This window comes from Prevotella conceptionensis 9403948 (assembly GCF_000312305.1).
In the GTDB taxonomy this organism is placed as follows: Bacteria; Bacteroidota; Bacteroidia; order Bacteroidales; family Bacteroidaceae; genus Prevotella; species Prevotella conceptionensis.
In genome coordinates this window covers 337,601-355,698 of the sequence record NZ_HE999444.1, presented here as the reverse complement: position 1 = coordinate 355,698, position 18,098 = coordinate 337,601, and the positions used below count along the sequence as shown (strand labels likewise).

General features: G+C 47.8%; 16 protein-coding genes and 1 pseudogene. 14 read left to right on the top strand and 3 right to left on the bottom strand.

Translation table 11 applies throughout. The features are described from left to right. The 10 genes and pseudogenes from BN93_RS03675 to nrdG all read left to right on the top strand — a co-directional run. A pseudogene (locus BN93_RS03675) lies at positions 1-212 on the top strand (DedA family protein); the annotation flags it as partial. A gap of 1 nt (position 213) precedes the next feature. Continuing rightward, on the top strand, positions 214-1,053 hold the full coding sequence (locus BN93_RS03670) for a metal ABC transporter solute-binding protein, Zn/Mn family (protein ID WP_019187004.1): 840 nt from the start codon (positions 214-216) through the stop codon (positions 1,051-1,053). Then, positions 1,050-1,820, top strand: coding sequence for a metal ABC transporter ATP-binding protein (locus tag BN93_RS03665; protein ID WP_019187003.1), 771 nt, complete (start codon positions 1,050-1,052; stop codon positions 1,818-1,820). The genes BN93_RS03670 and BN93_RS03665 overlap by 4 nt, the downstream gene beginning before the upstream one ends. A gap of 348 nt (positions 1,821-2,168) precedes the next feature. Next, positions 2,169-2,309, top strand: a complete 141-nt coding sequence (locus tag BN93_RS18410; protein ID WP_157462644.1) for a hypothetical protein — start codon at positions 2,169-2,171, stop codon at positions 2,307-2,309. Between the two features lie 7 nt (positions 2,310-2,316). Continuing rightward, complete coding sequence (rpe, locus tag BN93_RS03660; RefSeq protein ID WP_044259803.1) at positions 2,317-2,970, top strand: ribulose-phosphate 3-epimerase; 654 nt, start codon at positions 2,317-2,319, stop codon at positions 2,968-2,970. A gap of 261 nt (positions 2,971-3,231) precedes the next feature. Next, positions 3,232-4,692, top strand: coding sequence for a sodium:solute symporter (locus tag BN93_RS03655; RefSeq protein ID WP_019187001.1), 1,461 nt, complete (start codon positions 3,232-3,234; stop codon positions 4,690-4,692). Between the two features lie 474 nt (positions 4,693-5,166). Then, positions 5,167-5,529, top strand: coding sequence for a hypothetical protein (locus BN93_RS03650; protein ID WP_044259800.1), 363 nt, complete (start codon positions 5,167-5,169; stop codon positions 5,527-5,529). A gap of 6 nt (positions 5,530-5,535) precedes the next feature. After that, positions 5,536-5,949: a hypothetical protein gene (locus tag BN93_RS03645; protein ID WP_044259699.1), complete on the top strand. Its 414-nt coding sequence runs from the start codon at positions 5,536-5,538 to the stop codon at positions 5,947-5,949. Between the two features lie 1,438 nt (positions 5,950-7,387). Further along, positions 7,388-9,601, top strand: a complete 2,214-nt coding sequence (locus BN93_RS03640) for an anaerobic ribonucleoside triphosphate reductase (protein ID WP_019186998.1) — start codon at positions 7,388-7,390, stop codon at positions 9,599-9,601. A 126-nt stretch (positions 9,602-9,727) separates the two neighbouring features. Beyond that, complete coding sequence (nrdG, locus tag BN93_RS03635; protein WP_044259799.1) at positions 9,728-10,234, top strand: anaerobic ribonucleoside-triphosphate reductase activating protein; 507 nt, start codon at positions 9,728-9,730, stop codon at positions 10,232-10,234. Between the two features lie 256 nt (positions 10,235-10,490). Here the strand turns inward: nrdG and BN93_RS03630 are convergent, their stop codons facing one another. The 3 genes from BN93_RS03630 to BN93_RS03620 form a co-directional block, all read right to left on the bottom strand. After that, positions 10,491-11,084: an RNA polymerase sigma factor gene (locus BN93_RS03630; protein ID WP_019186996.1), complete on the bottom strand. Its 594-nt coding sequence runs from the start codon at positions 11,082-11,084 to the stop codon at positions 10,491-10,493. 566 nt (positions 11,085-11,650) lie between these two features. Beyond that, complete coding sequence (lgt, locus tag BN93_RS03625; RefSeq protein WP_019186995.1) at positions 11,651-12,493, bottom strand: prolipoprotein diacylglyceryl transferase; 843 nt, start codon at positions 12,491-12,493, stop codon at positions 11,651-11,653. Positions 12,494-12,894: 401 nt separating this feature from the next. After that, positions 12,895-13,317 (bottom strand): DUF3127 domain-containing protein, encoded by a 423-nt coding sequence (locus tag BN93_RS03620; RefSeq protein ID WP_019186994.1) that lies wholly within the window; start codon positions 13,315-13,317, stop codon positions 12,895-12,897. A 249-nt stretch (positions 13,318-13,566) separates the two neighbouring features. Between BN93_RS03620 and dnaN the strand changes: the two genes are divergently transcribed. The 4 genes from dnaN (at position 13,567) to porD (ending at position 18,098) form a co-directional block, all read left to right on the top strand. Beyond that, positions 13,567-14,694 (top strand): DNA polymerase III subunit beta, encoded by a 1,128-nt coding sequence (dnaN, locus tag BN93_RS03615; RefSeq protein WP_044259697.1) that lies wholly within the window; start codon positions 13,567-13,569, stop codon positions 14,692-14,694. 99 nt (positions 14,695-14,793) lie between these two features. Next, entirely contained in the window at positions 14,794-15,648 is an 855-nt protein-coding gene (locus BN93_RS03610; RefSeq protein ID WP_019186992.1) for a 3'-5' exonuclease, read from the top strand. A gap of 35 nt (positions 15,649-15,683) precedes the next feature. Continuing rightward, the gene (coaBC, locus tag BN93_RS03605) at positions 15,684-16,907 is read left to right on the top strand and encodes a bifunctional phosphopantothenoylcysteine decarboxylase/phosphopantothenate--cysteine ligase CoaBC (RefSeq protein WP_044259796.1); all 1,224 of its coding nucleotides are present in this window, start codon (positions 15,684-15,686) and stop codon (positions 16,905-16,907) included. A gap of 285 nt (positions 16,908-17,192) precedes the next feature. Next, on the top strand, positions 17,193-18,098 hold the full coding sequence (porD, locus tag BN93_RS03600; protein ID WP_019186990.1) for a type IX secretion system protein PorD: 906 nt from the start codon (positions 17,193-17,195) through the stop codon (positions 18,096-18,098).

The following is an 18,098-nucleotide window of genomic DNA, read 5'->3' as shown; positions in this document are numbered from 1 at the left end:
TGAAGAAAGAGAAACTCCAACGAGCCGAAAACTTCATGGCAGGAAGGGGTGCATGGATGGGCTTTTTCGCCTTTCTGCCCATCCTTGGCAGTGCCATAACCGTGGTATTAGGCCTTATGCGCGCAAACGTAGCCATCACCGTGACTAGCATGACAATAGGAAAATTCATTCGCTTCGCCTTACTTGTGTTTGGCGCAAGTTTCTTACTTTAAAATGCTTATGTACAAGAAAATTTCCCTTTTCTTCGCTTTCGCGGTTCTGTTGCTCGCCTCTTGCACCATGGTTAAGGGCACGAGCAAGCGCACGGTTATGGTAACTATCGAGCCGTTGAGGTATTTTGTCGAGGCTATTGCGGGCAATCGTTTCGACGTTAAGACGATGGTACCCATCGGCGGAAACCCAGAAACCTACGAACCTACCGCGCAACAGATGATAGAACTATCGCACAGCGACCTCTATGTGAAAGTAGGCAGCATCGGATTTGAGCAGACTTGGATGAAAAGACTGAAAGCAAACGCTCCGCATACCATCATCGTTGACTCGTCCGAAGGCATCGAACCCATCGAAAGTACCGACGGCGTACCCGACCCACACACGTGGATGAGCTGCAAAAACGCGGCTATCATCGCACAAAACATCTATAAGGCGTTGCTGCAAATAGACCGGGAAGACAGCCTTTACTACAAGGCGAACCTCGAAACGCTGCTCACAAAGATTGAAGAAACAAGCAACCAAATTCGAGAAAACCTCACCAGAGAGAAGTCCACCTCCTTCCTCATCTACCATCCCATACTCACATATTACGCCAGCGAGTTCGACTTGCACCAGATTTACATTGAAGACGAAGGGCGCGAACCCTCTGCCGCACAGATAAAAGACATCATCAACAGCGCAAAGGCCAGCCAAGTGCGTGTGCTTTTCATGCAAAAAGAATTTGCCAACCGCAACTCGGAGACCATTGCAAACGCTGTGGGAGCCGAAGTAATTGAGTTTAACCCACTGGCCTACAATTGGGAAAAAGAAATGATAAAGGTAGCCAAATCGCTGAAATGACCGCTCCGAAACAACCCATCATCAAACTTGAACACGTTTTTGCAGGCTACGAAGAGAAGGTGGCCCTGCAAGATGTGTCGTTGGAAGTGTTCGATCACGACTTCCTTGGCGTCATCGGGCCTAACGGTGGCGGCAAAACCACCCTCATGCGCGTTATTCTCGGCATGATGAAACCCTTCTCCGGCAAGGTTTCCTATTTCCGAAATGGGGTTCAAGTGCCCGAACTCACCATTGGCTACCTGCCACAATACAACGACATCGACCGCCAATTCCCCATCGCCGTTGAAGAAGTGGTGCTGTCGGGACTTAGCAAACAAAAGAAACTTTTCGCCCCTTTCGATACCAATCATAAACAACAGGTTGCGCAAACGCTCGAAAAGTTGGGTATGCAAGACTTCGCCAAACGCCCCATTGGGTCGCTCAGCGGCGGACAATTGCAACGTGTATTGCTGGCACGCGCCATCGTTTCGCGCCCCGAAGTGGTGGTGCTAGACGAGCCAAACACCTATATAGACAAACGTTTTCAAGAGCAAATGTACCAAATGCTCGACGTTATCAACCACGATTGCGCCATCATCATCGTGAGCCACGACGTTGGAACCATCCTCCAAAACGTAAAAGCCGTGGCTTGTGTCAACCGAACACTACACTATCACGATACACCAGAGATTTCGAGCGACGAGTTGAGCGAACATTTCGGCTGCCCAATCGAGCTGCTAGGGCATGGCAACATGCCCCACCGCGTGCTGAAAGCACACGAAGACTAGCAGGCGGCGGCAGAAACAAATCAAGGTATGTTGCCAAAACAAAGAAGAAGCGAACGTTTTTCGACAAGCCCCAGTCATCATTCAGAGAAAGTTAACTGCCGTGCCAACGCATAAACTTGTTGACTTATCTTCTTGTCTACCCCAACTTGTTAACTCCCAAACTCGTCAACCAGTCTTCTTGTCAACTCCCAAACTTGTCAACTCCCAAATTTGTCAACCCGTTAACTCGTCAACTTGTCAACTTGTTCACCCGTCAACTAGCCCACCCGTCAACTCCCCTTAAATATTTATCCACAACGCATACAATAAAATACAACACAAGGCGTTAATTCTATATACACTATTATTATGGTATTATCGCCTATGAAGTATTTTACACCCGAAGAGCTTAAGCCCTCAGAAAAAACCCTTAACATGATAAGGCAGATTGCCCATTGTTATAAATCCATACAGGTAAATGGCCAACGTTACACCATTTGCCTAAACTAAACGCATGATGAAAAAGCCACTGATTGCCCCTTCCTTGCTCTCGGCCGACTTCTTAAACCTTAACGCCGAGGTGCAAATGATTAACGAAAGCGAAGCCGACTGGTTGCACATGGACGTGATGGATGGCACATTTGTACCCAACATCTCGTTCGGGTTCCCCATTCTTGACGCCGTTGGCAAGGCTTGTAAAAAGCCTATGGACGTGCATTTCATGATTGTACACCCCGAAAACTACATCGAACAGACGGCAAAGGCAGGCGCAATGCTCATGTGCGTGCACCAAGAGGCATGTGTACACCTGCACCGAACGGTTGCCAAAATACACGAAACGGGCATGAAAGCAGGCGTGGCACTCAATCCTTCGACACCCGTGAGCATGCTCGAAGACATCATCAACGACGTTGACCTTGTTCTACTGATGAGTGTAAACCCTGGTTTCGGTGGTCAGAAGTTCATCGAGAACACACTTAACAAGGTAAAACGCCTACGCCAACTTATCGACAGCACAGGCAGCAAAGCCCTTATCGAGGTAGATGGCGGCGTACAAGCGCAAACAGCACCCTTACTCATTGAGGCTGGCGCAGACGTGCTTGTGGCAGGCAACTACGTGTTTAAGTCGGCCAACCCCAAAGAAACCATTCACCAGCTGAAAAGCCTATAAGGCACGGCTCGGCCTTCTTTCCCATTTGCAGGCGGCATTGCCATTACGTACATAGCATGCCTATAACACGATAGGCGTGTGCCATCATGCCCCATATAGGCACAAAAAAACATCAGCGGGATGCACACCATGTGTGCATCCCGCTTACGTTTAAAGGTCTTCCCCCACCCCATCGGCATAGGCAAACAACACCTCCCACAACAAACTAATGCCACAGAACATCAGGCTTTTCCATGCAAATGTCGTAACTTTGCACGCGTTATGCTCATCATCTTAACCATACTCGCATATTTTGGCTTGCTCCTTATATTTAGCAAGCTCACCTCTCGGCGTGCCGACAACGCCACTTTTTTTCGTGCCAACAAACGTTCGCCTTGGTATATGGTGGCCTTCGGCATGGTTGGCGCATCCATTTCGGGCGTTACTTTCGTTTCCGTTCCAGGCATGGTCAATGCCATCGGCATGACCTACATGCAAACTTGCTTAGGTTTCATCGTGGGGTATTTTGCCGTAGCCTTCCTCCTTCTCCCCATTTACTACAAGTTAAACCTAACCACCATCTACACCTACTTAGACAAAAGGCTCGGTTTGTCGGCCTATCGCACGGGCGCGGGCTTTTTTATCCTGTCTAAAATCTCTGGTGCAGCCGTGCGTTTCTATGTTGTTTGCATGATATTGCAACGTTTCGTGCTCGATGCTTTGGGCATTCCCTTTGCCCTAACCGTGCTTACGATGGTGGCCTTGATATGGCTTTACACGCGTAAAGGCGGCATCAACACCCTTGTTTGGACAGACTCCTTCCAAACTTTTTGCATGTTTACCGCCCTCATCCTCATCATTTGGCAGGTTATTGGCGCACTAGGCATGTCGCCAACAGAGGCCATACAGGCCGTTGCTGCCGACGAAAGAAGTAGGATGTTTGTGCTAGACGATTGGGTTTCGAAACAAAACTTCTGGAAACAGTTTATCAGTGGCGCCTTCATCGTGGTGGTAATGACGGGACTCGACCAAGACATGATGCAGAAAAACCTAACCTGCAAAACCCTTCGCGAGGCCCAAAAAGACATGTGCACCTATGGTTTCGCCTTCGTACCGGCCAATTTGCTGTTCCTCGCCCTTGGCGTATTGCTCTCCATGTTGGCCGTTCAGCGAGGTGTGCCGCTACCCGACATGGGCGACGAGCTGTTACCCCTCTTCGCTGCCAGCGGTTCGTTGGGCACACTGGTGGTTGTGCTATTCACCATCGGCATTGTGGCCGCATCTTTCAGCAGTGCCGACTCTGCACTCACCGCCCTAACCACATCTTTTTGTGTAGACATCTGCGGCAGGCCCAACGACGAACGCTTGCGCAAGCGCACCCACCTAGGCATGGCGGCCGTGTTTGCACTCTTCATCCTCCTTTTCCGCGCAGTAAACTCCACCTCGATGCTCGATGCCATATACATTCTCTGTTCGTACACCTACGGCCCGCTGCTCGGACTGTTCGCCTACGCGCTATTCACTCGGCGCAACGTTGGCGGCAAATGGGTGTTGCCTGTTTGCTTGGCCGCTCCCCTACTCTGTTTCGTCATCGAAACCCTCACGCAGCAGTTCTCCACCTACCGCTTTGGCTACGAACTTTTGATGCTCAACGGCGCACTAACTTTCATTGGCTTATGGCTCACAGGCAACAACAAGGTGCCAAACCGACAAAAAAACAGCATATTTTCAACACCTGTTTAAACCTTTAACGTCAATGGGCGTCAAAGCATTAAACGACTGAGGACGAAAACAGGCAGGCGTTCCCCCGCTTTCTACCATCGTGTAGGAACAAGGCCAACGCACTGCCCCACAGACAAGCCGGCTTGCGAAGAGGCTCGTGGCGCGTCGCGTCGCACCATTTGTTTAGGCAGGTCGCTGCGAATAGTTTCCGCATATCCTACCCTTACAAGGCCATTCCCTGCCGGAGTTTGCATCAACCGATGCAGACTAGTCTTCTAGCTTGTTGGCTTGTCTTTTCGTTTTATCAATGTCGGCGTTTCTATTAATTACCTTTGATGGCTTATCGAGTTTTAGCAGATCACGTTGCGCTTACCCTTTAAAAGGGGGCAAGCAGAAAACGCCCGTAAAAGCCATTAAACAACGGCTACACACAACAAGCATGTAGCCTGGCGCGTTTTTTAGAACACGACATAAATGCTTAAAACAACTCCCATCATGGAACAAACCGAACATTCGGCCGATGCCAATCAACAGCCTTTCAGCGTTCCAGAAGGTTATTTCGACAGCCTACCACCTGCTGTAATGCAAAAAATAGACGGCCAAAACGAGTGCCCTGTCCCCAAAAGGCGCACCCCTCGGCTGCTACGCCCCATTTACATTGCGGCGGCAAGCCTTTGTGCAGCCATATTTGGAGTTGCCGTATATTTGGGTTCAGCCCCCCAATCGCCGTCTGGCACCACGCCTGTACCCCCACATCCCACCATCGCCACCATCATAAACAGTGTCGATAAAGATGCTGTGGCCGACTATACGATGATGGATAACGAAGACATATACGTACATTATTCCGAAATATAAGCTGAAATGAAAAAATCTCTACTTACATTACTGTTTGCATTTGCAGCCATAAGCATGGTGGCGCATCCGCCACACAAGTTCGACCCCGAGCAGTTTCAAGCCGAACTAGAAAAATTCATCACCGCCGAAGTGTCGCTCTCGCAAGCCGAAAGCGCGGCTTTCTTCCCTGTTTATCGCGAGTTGCGTAAAAAACAGCGCAACATATTCAAACAAATTAAACACTATAAGCACGTTAAGCCCACCGACAACAAAACGGCTGCCGAGGCCGTTAAACAGCAAGACAAACTGGAATTGGAAATGAAAGAGTTGCTGAAAGACTACCACAACAAGTTTATGACCTTGTTGCCTGCCACTACGGTCTTTCAAATTCTTAAAGCCGAAGACAAGTTTCACAGGCAATTGTTTAAAGGGAAGAAATAAAACCTAACGGCACCAAAGCCCAAATCGATGGTGAACATCAACCAAGACGCAAGCCATGCTCCGAGAAAGAGCGCGGCTTGCGTTTGTGTTTAGACTCGATTAGCGTTAGGTTGCATAAGTCCAGTCACTATCGTCAGGTTTAATTCAAGCAAACAAAGGCTTAAACTCCCAACCAACATGTCCTTCCAATACCAACCACCTTCTACTATAACAAGCTCGCAAACGAGGCAGCTCATTAACTCAACAACTTAGAAACAGATGAACTTAATAACTCATGAACTCGCAAACTAAGCAACTCATAAACTCAACAACTTAGAAACTGACGAACTTAATAACTCATGAACTCGCAAACGAACCAACTCATAAACTCAACAACTTAAAAACTTAAAAACTTTCGCCATACTTTACAAAACACACTTCGTTCGCCACCCACTTCTAGGGAGAAAAAGGGTGAAAAAGCATGCAATTAACCACGTTTTTCAGCCTTGCACAATTTATTTTTAGTCCATTTTTGCGAACAATACCTGCATTTTGCACCATTTAGCCTTTCTAGTTTGGTTGAAGACCCGTAATTTTTAATGCCCAATTACCTGCTTTTAGCCACTAAAAAACCACTTTTTAATGCCCATTTTGTCCTTTTAAGCCCTGTGGTTGATGGCTCAAGAGGGTTATATTTATACAATTTCGGTGGAATTTCTATACTTTTTGTCTCGCATTTAGCGGTATTTTACCCTGCGTTTTGCACCAAAACGCACTGCGTTTAGCACCAAAATGCCTTGCGTTTAGCACCAAAACGCAGTGCATTTAGCAGCATATTGCACTGAATTTAGCAGCAAATCGCCCAAAATATGGTGCAAATGGCTGTTCTTTTAAATAAAAATTCATTTTACCGCATTCACAAACTACCCCCCATTTGCATCAAAATCAACCTTCGCGAGAATTGATTTTTTGCGGTCGGATGTTCGGTTGGCGGACAAAAAGGCAGTCATAATGTTAAAAATCTTACTAAAAAGTAGACAAAAACTGATGGGTTGACAAGGTGACATGGGGTAGATGGGCAGTTGACAAGTTTGATGAAGTAACAAGCAGTCGGGCAAACAAAGTAATAGTCGCAGCCATTTTTCACCATCATCAGTTGACAAGTTGCCATACCAACAACGCTGTAAACAGCTATCTATCAATGGGCTTACACAAGCCAATAAAACGGACTAATATTTACGGAGAAAAGAAGATAAAGTTATTCAAAATAAGAAACTAAAATCACAACAAAACACAATAAGTTTCCAAAACAAAAATATAAAACACTAATAATCAAGCGTTTGACAAATATTAACGCGTTAAAAGTTATCTAAAACGAACAACCAACGAATATTTAAAGTATCTTTGCAGTAATAATTCAACAACAAAATAACGAACCTAATAATACACCCTCACGAGAATGATACAGACAGTTGTAAAGAGAGACGGACGCATTGTGGGCTTTAACGAGCAAAAGATAATGGCCGCCGTACGCAAAGCGATGCTCCACACCGACAAAGGCGAAGACGAAAGATTGGTTCAGCAGATAGCAGACCGCATCGGATTTGTGGGAAAACCGCAAATGACGGTGGAAGACATCCAAAACCAAGTGGAGATGGAACTGATGAAGAGTAGCCGCAAAGATGTGGCTAGGGCTTACATTTCCTATCGAAACCAACGCAGCGTGGCAAGAAAGGCCAAAACGCGCGACGTGTTTTTGGAGATTATCAACGTGAAAAACAACGACATTACGCGCGAAAACGCCAACATGAATGCCGATACGCCGGCCGGAATGATGATGAAGTTTTCGAGCGAAACCACTAAACCGTTTGTTGACGACTACCTGCTGAGCGAAGAAAGCAGAGAGGCCGTACGCCAAAATCGCCTGCACATACATGATAAGGACTATTACCCAACAAAGTCGCTTACCTGCTGTCAGCACCCGCTAGACCACATCTTGGAGCGCGGTTTTTCGGCCGGACACGGCTCGTCGCGTGCGGCCAAGCGTATCGAAACGGCCAGTGTGCTGGCTTGCATCTCGCTGGAAACGGCACAAAACGAGATGCACGGCGGACAGGCCATACCCGCTTTCGACTTTTATCTCGCCCCTTACGTTCGTGCCAGCTTCGTAGAAGAAGTCAAGGCTTTGGAGGAACTTACGGGCGAAAACTATGCCCATATATATAATAAGGAGATAAACGACTATCTGAAAAAGCCGCTCGACGGGCTTGAAGGCGAAGCGCGCATCGTGCAACATGCTATCAATAAGACCGTGGCTCGTGTGCACCAAGCTATGGAGGCCTTCATTCATAACATGAACACCATCCACTCGCGCGGTGGAAATCAAGTGGTATTCTCGTCGATTAACTATGGCACCGACACTTCGGCAGAGGGCCGTTGCGTTATCCGCGAATTGCTGAACAGCACCTACGACGGCGTTGGAAACGGCGAAACAGCCATCTTCCCCATACAGATATGGAAGAAAAAGCGCGGCGTGAACTATCTGCCCACAGACCCAAACTACGACCTTTATTGCCTAGCATGCAAGGTTACGGCACGACGTTTCTTCCCTAACTTCCTCAACTTAGACGCCACCTTCAACCAAAGCGAGGCATGGAAGGCCGACGACCCTAAGCGTTACATGCACGAAGTGGCTACGATGGGCTGCCGAACACGCGTTTTTGAGAACAAGTACGGCATGAAGACCTCGGTGGGAAGAGGCAACCTGTCGTTCTCTACCATCAACATTGTGCGGTTGGCCATCGAGTGTATGGACATTGCCGACAAGGATGCGCGCATAAACAGTTTCTTTGCCAAGCTAGACAACATGCTCGACGTGGCCGCAAGGCAGCTTAACGAACGCTACGACTTCCAAAAGACGGCTATGGCCAAGCAATTCCCCTTGCTGATGCGTAGCCTTTGGACAGGCGCAGAAAATCTTTCGCCCGACGACACCATAGAAAAGGTTATCAACCAAGGCACTTTAAGCATCGGCTTTATCGGTTTGGCAGAATGCCTTAAAGCCTTACTTGGCGTGCATCACGGCGAAAGTGACGAGGCACAGCAGCTGGGGTTGCGCATTGTAGACTACATGCGGTGCCGTTGCAACGAGTTTTCGGAGAAGTATCACCACAATTTCAGCTTGCTGGCAACGCCTGCCGAAGGTTTATCGGGCAAGTTTACCAAGATAGACCGCAAGAAGTTTGGCGTATTGGAAGGCATTACCGACCGCGACTATTACACCAACTCGAACCACGTGCCGGTATATTACAAATGTAGCGCACGCCATAAGGCCGAGGTGGAGGCGCCTTACCACGAGATGACGAGGGCTGGACACATCTTTTATGTAGAGATGGACGGCGACGCCACACATAATCCGCAAGCTATCATGAACGTGGTAGACATGATAGACCACTACAACATGGGCTATGGCAGCGTTAACCATAACCGCAACCGTTGTTTGGACTGCGGATTTGAAAATGCTGAGGCCAACTTGGAGGTTTGTCCGCAATGTGGCAGCAAGCACTTAGACAGGTTGCAACGCATTACGGGTTATCTTGTTGGAACGACCGACAGGTGGAACAGCGGTAAGTTGGCCGAGTTGAAAGACAGGGTGATACACGAAACGGAATGAGGCACGCAATAAAACGAGCGTGGCAGCAGCTTGCAAGGCAGAACATGCTTTGCAAACAAACATCGAAGTGGCGCTTGATAGGGCGCATCGCTTTCGAAATAGGGTACACATAAGCACAACACGATGATGGCTAACAACAAATATACATTGCGCGTGCTGTCTATTATTGAAGACACCACCGTAGACGGCCCCGGATTTAGAACCTGCATATATTGTGCAGGGTGCACTCACGCGTGCGAAGGCTGCCATAACCCACAATCGTGGAACAGGGATGGCGGCGAAGAAATGAACATCGGGCACATCATGCAGGTGATTAAGGCCGACCCGTTTGCCAATGTTACGTTCAGCGGCGGCGACCCAATGCTGCAAGCAGAGGCGTTTACGGCATTGGCCAAAGAGATAAAACAACAGACGAAGAAAGACATTTGGTGCTACACGGGCTTTACTTTCGAGGCCTTACTCAAAGACAAAGGCAGGCGTGCTTTGCTCGAACAGCTTGATGTTCTTGTAGACGGACCGTTTGTTCGCTCACTCCGCGATGTGGGATTGCGCTTTCGTGGCAGCTCTAACCAGCGCCTTATTGATGTGCAAACATCGCTGGCAAGGGGCAAAGTGGCTCTTTGGCAAGGGTAACAGATGGGGAAAAGCGTTGTGCTAAACGTTAAATGATAAAGGTTCCGTTTCGAACAATTCGAAACGGAACCTTTATTATGTTGGGAAAAACACCATCGCATTGAAGAACTCACCCCTATAACAAGGGACTTTCAAGCCCCCTCAAACGATGTTTGGCCACGTGTTGTTTGTCGCCTAACGTTTTGATGTCATGGGCATTGGCGCACGTATTTGCAGCAAAATACGGCCACAGACGTGTTTGCTAGTGCTTATTTTTTTAGTCTAATTGCAGTGCCACACCGTTGGCGGCGGCCATTCGGCGCATGTTCATCACGGCATATCGCATGCGACCCAGAGCCGTATTGATGCTCACGTTGGTGAGTTCGGCTATCTCTTTGAACGACAAGTTTTGGTAGAAACGCATAAACACAACCTCTCGCTGAGTGATGGGCAAAAGGTTCATCATGCGTTGCACATCACGCAACACCTGTTCTTTAACAAAGTGGTTTTCGATATTCGCGTCGAGAACGCTAGTCGAATCGCCATAGAGGTCGTTTTCATTGTAAACCTCCATCGTTTTCTCGTTCTTCTGACGCCTGTACCAGTCCATCACCGCATTATGTGCAATGCGCAGCATCCAGGAAACAAACTTTCCGCTAGAACTGTACTTGCCTTCATGAAGTTTGGAGATGATTTTAACGAACGTTTCTTGAAACAAATCCTCCGCCATACTCCTGTCGTGTACAATGAACAAGATATAAGAAAACAGCCTCGATTGGTTGCGTTCAAGCAACAAGTCGAAAGCTTTGTTGTTCCCACTGACGTAAGACATGGCCAATTCTTCGTCGGTCATTTCGCTAATCTTAATCATTTTCTAATGGTTTTGATATGGAGTACACTTTTGTCGATAGGCTCTACTTTTTAGTTATTGCATTTCTAGCGTTAAAAATTCTTTGCAAAGTTATGTATTTTTGCGGTCTTTACCAAATGTTTTAACGTAAATCGCCCTATTGAAGCGAAGAAAGGCGAACCAAACTGCGTTTCACTGAAAAACAGAACAACCGTTGGCACGCAAGCATTTGAGCAACAGCACAGGAAAGTCTTGCTGTAATAATTTTGAAAGCTTGGCTATTTTAGATACGACACGAGCTGCCGGTTTAAAGGTGTCGGCTACCATTGTACCCTCTGTATGGGCTTCGGGTCTTGTTGGGCTTTCGTGAGTTTATAAGCCAGTGAGTTTGTTTGTCCTACACTTTAAAAGTCACGACGTCTTCGTTTTATATTTAAAGTTAAGCGAGCGATAACGAGAGGATAGCCATGAGAAATCTAACCCGATAGCACTAACCCCGTCGCAATAAGCTTTTCAAGGGGTTACCAACGGATGTTTTAAGGATGTAAGTAGGCTATGTTTGCTATGCTTTTGGAGAAAGCAGTGGCTTACTTGTGTTTGTTTGCAAGCTTGTGTTGTGCTTTCCACATAAAATATAAGCCGATAGCAACGAGTGGTAAGGATAGGATTTGGCCCATGTCGAGTGCTAACTGATGCTCGAAATCTACCTGTACCTCTTTGATAAACTCAACAAAGAAACGGAAAGTAAATATAAGTGTTAGGCAGTAGCCAAAGAAAAAGCCAGAGCCGATGATGGTTTTCTCCTTGCGTTTTTTGTAGAGTAACATGCCTAAACAAAACACAATGGCATAGAAAATGGCCTCGTATAGCTGTGCAGGATGGCGTGGAAGTGGGTCTACACGAGTGAAAACAAAAGCCCAAGGCACGTCTGTTGCTTTGCCGATAATCTCCGAATTCATTAGGTTTCCAAGTCTAATGGCCATTGCAGTGAATGGGGCGGCAAAGCCTATGCAGTCTAACACAAACAGGTATTCCATCTTCATTTGTCGGCAATACAGGTATAATGCGATGAGAAGTCCTATAACACCTCCGTGAGATGCTAGTCCTGCGTAGCCCGTGTACCGCCATCCGCCGTCGGAAAGAAAGCGAATGGGGAGGAACATTTCAACGAAATGTTTGAGACTTCCGAAGAAATATGTAGGTTCGTAAAACAGGCAATGTCCCAAACGTGCCCCCAATAGCACCCCGAAGAAAACGTAAACAAAGAGTGATGCAAACTTGGAGTCGGCTATTTTGTATTCTTTGAAGAGGCGCGCCACGATATAGGTGGCACCGATAAGGCCGATGCCCCAAAGCATACCATACCATCGTATGGCAAAAAAGCCTAGGTTGATAATGTCCGTAGGCGGATTCCAGTGGATGTAGTTCATGTCTTTGAATTTTGAGGTTGTGGGGTTCTATGGACGTTAGCTTAGAAATTATGAGCTTTTGGTATTTTAAGATTGCCGTTTCTCGGTCTTTATACTCTTCTTGCGTTCATTGTTTCGAGGGATTATTAGTTTGTTGGTTGCGTACAAGTTTAAAAATTTATAAGCTTAGAAACGTAAAAACTAAATCTTTGCGCTTATTGTTTTGAGGGTTTGTTGGTTTGTTCATTGTCTATAAACTCAAACAAATTATGAACTCGCAAGCTTAAAAACTAACAAGCTTAAAACCTCATAAACTTATAAACTCACAAACTTAAAAACTCATAACCTCTAAAAGTACGAACGCCCCCACGTCGTTTACAACTGCGTGAGGGCGTGTTTTGCTATTTCATGTAGCGCGTTCGTTAGAACGGCAGGTCGTCTGAACTGTCTTCTGCGGGTGCGTCTTGCGCTGGTGGGAAACCAGCAGGCGCAGCACTTGCAGCCTGTTGTGGCGGGAAACCTGCTGGTGCAGCTTGCGTAGCTTGTGGCGCGGCGGCAGGCACACCAAATTGTGCAGGGTCTACCAAACGAACGTCGTAGGCACGGATGCTGTTAAACCAGCGTCCTTGATATTCGTGAGCATCGATGTCGAAAGACACCATCACCTCTTGTCCCACTTGCACGTTGAAACGCGCAATTCTATCGGCACCAAACACCGAGAAAACCATCTTGTGGGGATAAGCCTCGTGTGTTTCAATGACGTATTCTTGCACCTTCCATTCTCCTTTGGCAGAAACTCCCGTTTTTTCGGGGAGTACAGCAATGACTTTACCTTGTATGTCCATTGTATATGTCCTTATATGTTTAATGTGATATATTAGTTGCTTTCACACGAAACGGGGACCGATGGCCCGTTTTTGTAGTGCGAAGATAGTAATTTAGTTCTGAAAACTAAACTTTTCAATCTTTTTTTTGCTAATAAGCGCGATTTTAGTATTTTTGTACTTATAAACTTCATGTTGTGCAGGGCAATTTTACATTGTCTTGTGCGGTGGAGTGTAATCGTGCCATAATTAAAATAACGATAAATACTGATGAAATTTTCAATCTCAAGTTCGGCATTAAGTAGCAAATTGCAAAACTTGGCCAAGACGCTAAGCGCGAAACCGTCCATACCTATTCTCAATAATTTTCTTTTTGAGGTGGTTGACGGCGTGCTGACACTTACCACTAGCGACAGCGAAACAACGATGAAGGCCGCATTGAAACTAGACGAAAGCGACAGCAACGGCCGCTTTACCGTGCCTAGTCGTACCATTCTAGACGCAACTCGCGAACTGCCCGACCAGCCTTTACACTTCGACATCAACTTGGAGACTATGGCTGTGCAGATAACTTACCAGAACGGCGTGTACAACTTCACGGCTCAGACGGCCGAAGAATATCCTCGCAACAAGGAGTTGGCGGCCGATGCGGCAAGCATACAGATGGAGTCGGCTGTGCTGCTCAATAGCATTGTGCGTTCGATTTTCGCCACGGGGCAAGACGAATTGCGCCCCATCATGAACGGAATTTACTTCGATTTGAAGGAAGATGGGTTGGCCATCGTTGCCACCGACGGGCATAAGTTGGTGAAAAACAAGAACAGCGCCATCCGTTCAGACGTGAAACGCTCTTTTGTGTTGGCCAAAAAGCCTGCATCGCTGCTGCGAAACATCCTCACGAAAGACGCCACTATGGTGGAAATTAAGTTCGACGACCGCAATGCAGAAGTGCATTTCCCCAACGGAATGCTGTCGTGTAGACTGGTAGAGGGCAACTATCCCAACTACGAATCGGTTATACCGAAAGACAATCCCAACCAAATAACCCTCGACCGCAAGGGGTTGGTGAGCGTGCTACGCCGCGTTTTGCCTTTTGCCAGCGAGAGCAGCCAGCTCATTCGCCTGCACATAGAACAGGGATTGATTGAACTTTCGTCCGAAGATATCGACTTCGCCACCAGTGCCAAAGAAAGTATGGTGTGCGATTACGTGGGCATTCCCATGAACATTGGCTTTAAAGGCAGTGTGTTGGGCGACGTGCTTAACAACCTAGACAGCGACGACGTGGTGGTACAACTTGCCGATCCCAGCAAGGCCGCATTGGTGTTGCCTGCTGTTCAGCCTGAGAACGAAGAGGTGTTGATGCTCATCATGCCCATGATGCTCAACGACAACTGATGCCAATAGCGCGTAGCCATGTGGTGGGTAGGGGGCGTGCAACTTGCTTTTGCTGCCCTGCCGCGCCGCCATTGACAAACTAACTCCGTAACAGTGTAAATGAAACTGAACCTAACCCGTCCGCTTGTTGTCTTCGACTTGGAAACAACAGGGCTGGACTTGGTCAACGACCGCATCATACAAATATCGTATATCAAGATTTATCCCGACGGAAAGGAAGAGCGAGAGAACCTCTTGGTTTATCCTCAAAGGCCTATTCCCGACGAGGTGAGCGAGTTAACGGGCATCACAACCGACTTGGTGGAGGATGCTCCCACATTCGAAGAGCTTGCACCTCGCCTTAACGAGGTGTTCAAAGGCTGCGACTTCGCAGGCTTTAACTCCAACCATTTCGACATTCCCATGCTTGCCGAGGAGTTTTTGCGTGCTGAAATAGACTTCGATTTCTCTTCTGCACGGCTCATCGACGCGCAAACCATCTTCCACAAGATGGAGAAACGCAACCTTGCCGCCGCCTACAAGTTTTATTGTGGTAGAAAGATGGAAGACGATTTTGAGGCTCATCGCGCCGACCAAGACGCAGAAGCCACTTACCGTGTGCTGTTGGGCGAACTAGAAAAATACTCGGAGGCCAACCAAGAAGAGCCCGAACGCGTGTTGCCTAACGACATGGACTACCTTGCCGAGTTTTCAAAGAACAACGATAACGTTGACTTCGCCGGCCGAATAGTGTGGCGACCCGTGCTTGATGGCAAGGGAAACGAGATGCTGGACAGCAAGGGACAGGTGATAAAGAAAGAATACTTTAACTTCGGTAAGTATAAAGGTAGCGCCGTTGACGAGGTGTTGCAGCGCGATCCCGGCTATTATAACTGGATGTTACAGGCCGATTTCACCAACAACACCAAGCAAGTTCTTACGCGTATTAGGTTAAAGGGCTTTGGCGGACGTTGATGTCGGCTGATCGCCTTTTAAAGTTTCTGCGACACATGTTGAAAGGAAAGAAAATTGTATTAGGCATAACGGGTAGCATAGCCGCCTATAAGGCCTGCCTTATTCTGCGCCTGTTGGTGAGGCAAGGAGCCGAAGTGCAGGTGGTGATAACCGAGGCCGGCAAGAAGTTTATCACGCCCGTTACGCTCTCTGCACTGAGTGGGAAACCCGTAGTGAGCGAGTTTTTCGCAGCGAGCGACGGCACATGGCACTCGCATGTCGACCTAGGTATCTGGGCCGATGCCATGCTTATTGCGCCATGCACGGCCAGTTCGTTGGGCAAGATGGCTCACGGTATTGCCGATAACATGCTTATCACAACCTATCTCTCGATGAAAGCGCCTGTGTTTGTTGCGCCTGCAATGGATTTGGACATGTATGCTCACCCCTCAACGCAGGCCAATATAGACCGGCTTAGGCAGGTGGGCAACATCATTATCGAGTCGCAAGCTGGCTTTTTGGCCAGTGGGTTGGAAGGAAAAGGACGTATGGAAGAGCCCGAAAACATCGTGGCCACGCTTGAAAAGTATTTTGAAGGCGAGGATAACGGCCGTATCTGTACAGCCCAAGGGCAGCTGGCTGGCAAGAAAGTGCTGATTACGGCCGGTCCAACTTACGAGAAGATAGACCCTGTTCGCTTTATCGGCAACTACTCTTCGGGAAAGATGGGCTTTGCCTTAGCCGAAGAATGTAGCCGAAGAGGTGCCGACGTGGTACTTGTTGCTGGGCCTGTAAGCTTGCAATGTTCTGCTGCCATTAGGCGCATCGATGTGGAAAGTGCCGACGAGATGCACGCCGCTTGTGTAGCCGAGTTTGCCCATGCCGATGCCGCAATATTGTGTGCTGCCGTGGCCGACTTTAAACCTGTTGCCGTTGCTGCAAAAAAGATAAAGCGCGAAGGCGATGGACTTACCTTAAAACTTGCCGCTACGCACGACATTGCCGCGGCATTGGGTAGGGAGAAAAAAGGAAATCAGGTGCTGGTTGGCTTTGCCTTGGAAACCAATAACGAGGAAACGAATGCGCAAAAGAAGCTCGAAAGCAAGAACTTAGACTTCATTGTGCTGAATTCTTTGCGCAACGAGGGCACTTGTTTTGGAACAGACAACAATATGGTAAACATTATTTCGGCTACCGAGAAAAGGCAGTTCGGCTTTAAATCGAAGTCAGAAGTGGCCAAAGATATTGTTGAGTATCTGTGCGAAAGGATGAAATGTTGAGAGTAAAGCCTCACCCCCAACCCCTCTCTAAGGGGAGAGGGGAGCGGTATGCCTAGTGTATTTGCCATTCTGTTGCCAGAGTAAAGCCTCACCCCCAACCCCTCTCCAAGGGGAGAGGGGAGTGGTATGTCTTGCGTATTTGCCACTCTGTTACCAGAGTAAAGCCTCACCCCCAGCCCCTCTCCAAGGGGAGAGGGGAGTGGTATGCCTAGTGTCTTTGCCACTCTGTCACCAAGTGTTTGGCTTAACTCCATAACTCCTATATATAATAAGGTGTATTTGCAAATGAAGATAAAGATTGCGTTTTTGTTGGGCTTACTGATGGTTTGCCGTGGCGCGTTCGCACAAGAGTTGCGAGCGAAAGTCACCGTGAACGCCAGTCAGGTGCAAACCACCGAGACGGCTGTGTTCGACAACTTGCAACAAGCCATCGAACAATTTGTGAACAACCGACAATGGACCCACTTGCAGTTTAGGGATAACGAACGTATTGTCTGCAACTTCAACATCACCATACAGCAATACGACCGCGAGGCCAATCGTTTCTCGTGTAAAGCTTTGATACAGGCCAACCGCCCCGTGTTCAATGCCTCTTATTCTTCGGTTCTTTACAACAATACCGACAACGACTTCAATTTCGACTACTCGCAGTTCGACCAATTGGAGTTAAACGAAGACAACCTCTCCAACCAACTAACCGCTCTGTTGGCCTATTATGCCTATCTCATCATCGGATTAGACCTCGATAGCTTTGCGCCTATGGGCGGTGAAGACGTTCTTCAACGCTGCATGACCCTCGTGAATAACGCTCAAAACCTTTCGTTTGCTGGTTGGAAATCGTTCGACAACGACCGAAATCGTTTCGCCATCATCAACGATTATCTAGATGGGCGCATGCAACCCTTCCGCCAATTGCAGTACGATTATTACAGAAAGGGACTAGACGAGATGGTGAACAACGCAGAACGAGGCAGGGTAAACATCACCACAGCACTAGAAGAGGGGCTGAAACGTAGCAAGGAAAACAAGCCATTGAGCATGTTGCCGCAGATATGGACCGACTATAAGCGAGACGAACTGGTGCAGGTTTACCAAGGAAAAGGCACACAAAAAGAGAAACAAGCCGTGTACGACCTGCTGTTTAAAATCAATGCAAGCCAAAATAACGCTTGGGAAAAAATAAAAGAATGA

What these genes read in the sequence shown, in the direction of transcription:
- BN93_RS03640 (WP_019186998.1), top strand. Translation starts at nt 7,388, where the DNA reads ATGATACAGACAGTTGTAAAGAGAGACGGACGCATTGTGGGCTTTAAC.
- BN93_RS03630 (WP_019186996.1), bottom strand. Translation starts at nt 11,084, where the DNA reads ATGATTAAGATTAGCGAAATGACCGACGAAGAATTGGCCATGTCTTAC.
- porD (WP_019186990.1), top strand. Translation starts at nt 17,193, where the DNA reads ATGAAGATAAAGATTGCGTTTTTGTTGGGCTTACTGATGGTTTGCCGT.
- BN93_RS03670 (WP_019187004.1), top strand. Translation starts at nt 214, where the DNA reads ATGCTTATGTACAAGAAAATTTCCCTTTTCTTCGCTTTCGCGGTTCTG.
- BN93_RS03610 (WP_019186992.1), top strand. Translation starts at nt 14,794, where the DNA reads ATGAAACTGAACCTAACCCGTCCGCTTGTTGTCTTCGACTTGGAAACA.
- nrdG (WP_044259799.1), top strand. Translation starts at nt 9,728, where the DNA reads ATGGCTAACAACAAATATACATTGCGCGTGCTGTCTATTATTGAAGAC.
- BN93_RS03655 (WP_019187001.1), top strand. Translation starts at nt 3,232, where the DNA reads ATGCTCATCATCTTAACCATACTCGCATATTTTGGCTTGCTCCTTATA.
- dnaN (WP_044259697.1), top strand. Translation starts at nt 13,567, where the DNA reads ATGAAATTTTCAATCTCAAGTTCGGCATTAAGTAGCAAATTGCAAAAC.
- BN93_RS03620 (WP_019186994.1), bottom strand. Translation starts at nt 13,317, where the DNA reads ATGGACATACAAGGTAAAGTCATTGCTGTACTCCCCGAAAAAACGGGA.
- BN93_RS03665 (WP_019187003.1), top strand. Translation starts at nt 1,050, where the DNA reads ATGACCGCTCCGAAACAACCCATCATCAAACTTGAACACGTTTTTGCA.
- coaBC (WP_044259796.1), top strand. Translation starts at nt 15,684, where the DNA reads ATGTTGAAAGGAAAGAAAATTGTATTAGGCATAACGGGTAGCATAGCC.
- BN93_RS18410 (WP_157462644.1), top strand. Translation starts at nt 2,169, where the DNA reads ATGGTATTATCGCCTATGAAGTATTTTACACCCGAAGAGCTTAAGCCC.
- rpe (WP_044259803.1), top strand. Translation starts at nt 2,317, where the DNA reads ATGAAAAAGCCACTGATTGCCCCTTCCTTGCTCTCGGCCGACTTCTTA.
- BN93_RS03645 (WP_044259699.1), top strand. Translation starts at nt 5,536, where the DNA reads ATGAAAAAATCTCTACTTACATTACTGTTTGCATTTGCAGCCATAAGC.
- BN93_RS03650 (WP_044259800.1), top strand. Translation starts at nt 5,167, where the DNA reads ATGGAACAAACCGAACATTCGGCCGATGCCAATCAACAGCCTTTCAGC.
- lgt (WP_019186995.1), bottom strand. Translation starts at nt 12,493, where the DNA reads ATGAACTACATCCACTGGAATCCGCCTACGGACATTATCAACCTAGGC.